At 64.3% G+C, this 1,335-nt stretch carries 2 protein-coding genes and 1 pseudogene; all 3 read left to right on the plus strand.

Annotation, left to right across the window (positions count from 1 at the left end; all coding sequences use genetic code 11):
• Window positions 1-368: pseudogene (locus ACXJL8_RS41280) on the plus strand (GNAT family N-acetyltransferase); the annotation flags it as partial.
• Window positions 369-393: 25 nt separating this feature from the next.
• Window positions 394-957 carry an isochorismatase family protein gene (locus tag ACXJL8_RS41285; protein ID WP_456621917.1) on the plus strand — a complete coding sequence of 188 codons (564 nt, stop codon included), beginning with the start codon at window positions 394-396 and terminating at the stop codon, window positions 955-957.
• A 33-nt stretch (window positions 958-990) separates the two neighbouring features.
• Window positions 991-1,161 (plus strand): hypothetical protein, encoded by a 171-nt coding sequence (locus tag ACXJL8_RS41290; protein ID WP_456621918.1) that lies wholly within the window; start codon window positions 991-993, stop codon window positions 1,159-1,161.
• Window positions 1,162-1,335: the final 174 nt, after the last annotated feature.

Here is a 1,335-nt window from a genome sequence, read left to right on the forward strand (position 1 = left end):
GGCTCGCGGTGCGCCATCAATATCGGCGCTCGCGCGTCTCGTTCAAGCTGGTCCAGGCGAGCGTCGACTATGTTAAGCGCAAGGGGTTCCGCAAGATCTACGGCCAGGCCCAGGACCGGCTGGTCGACTTCTGGGCCCATTTCGGCGCCAAGCCGCTCGGCCACAACCGCAAGATCACCTTCTCCGATTTCTCCTATACGGAGATGGTGCTGGAAATCGAGCCGGGACCGGACGCGATCACGCTGGACAGCGATCCCTATGTGATCATCCGCCCCGAGGGCGATTGGGACCGGCCGGGAGTGCTCGATGCCTCGGCGGGGCGGCCCGTGACGTCGCCGTTGCGGGACGTCGCGCTCGCCGGCCGTTGAAACTGGTGCAGCCACGCGCAAGACAATGCTGGTCTCTCTTCACGACGATCCGCCAATCCTGGTCTGCGCGGATCTCCAGGTCGAATATCTGACCCAGGGGCGTCGCCACGTCATCCTCGACGGCGACGCCGCCACCTCGCGCTGCCTGGAACTGCTGGCGCTATGGCGCCACAATCTCTGGCCGGTGATGCATTTGAAGCGCATCGCCCAGGCGGCGTGGTTCAATCCGGCATCCAGGCTGACCGATTGGATTCCCGAGGCGAAGCCGCGGCCGGGGGAGATGACGTTCGAGCATCCGCTGCCGTCGGCCTACAGTTCGTCGCGATTCCAGGACTACATGTCCAATATCCGCAATGTGCGTTGCGTGCTGACGGGCTTTTCCCTGGACGAGACCATCCTGGCCACGGTTGTCGAGGGGTTTCACCGCAGCCATCGCTACCAGGTGGTCGGCGACGCCGTGGCGTGCCGGCAACCCGGTGCGGACGATGCGGCCGCCTACAAGCAGGCAGTGGTGAATGTCATCGGCAATTTTGCTACACTTCATTCCAGCGCCGAACTGATCAAAACCAGCGGCGCCGTCGCGGTGTAGGCGGACGCGATCGGCGGATGGATAGGTGGGACATTGTCACGGGGAGAAGAGCTGAAGGAGCTGGCGGCCGAGCTGTCGCACGCCCTCGAGAGGGCGCGCCGTGCCGGCCTGCCCACGACCGTCTATCTGCTCGCGATGGCGCTGGTCGAGGTGAGGGAGGCCGCCGACGCCGCCGGCGGCGAGGATGACGACGGCGCGGCCTGATCCCGGTCTCACGTCTGCCGCTTTGCGCAACGCTGCTGGGCGTTTGCTGCCGACGAATTGGCGTTGCAAGTTGTCTACTCTCGCAATAGCCAAGTGATCACGCCGGCCAAGTGACGACTTTTAAGGATCCTCGCAAATGTCCATGCTGCCCAATTCGCAAGAGGCCCGGGATGT

It is taken from the genome of Bradyrhizobium sp. P5_C11_2 (genome assembly GCF_054049755.1).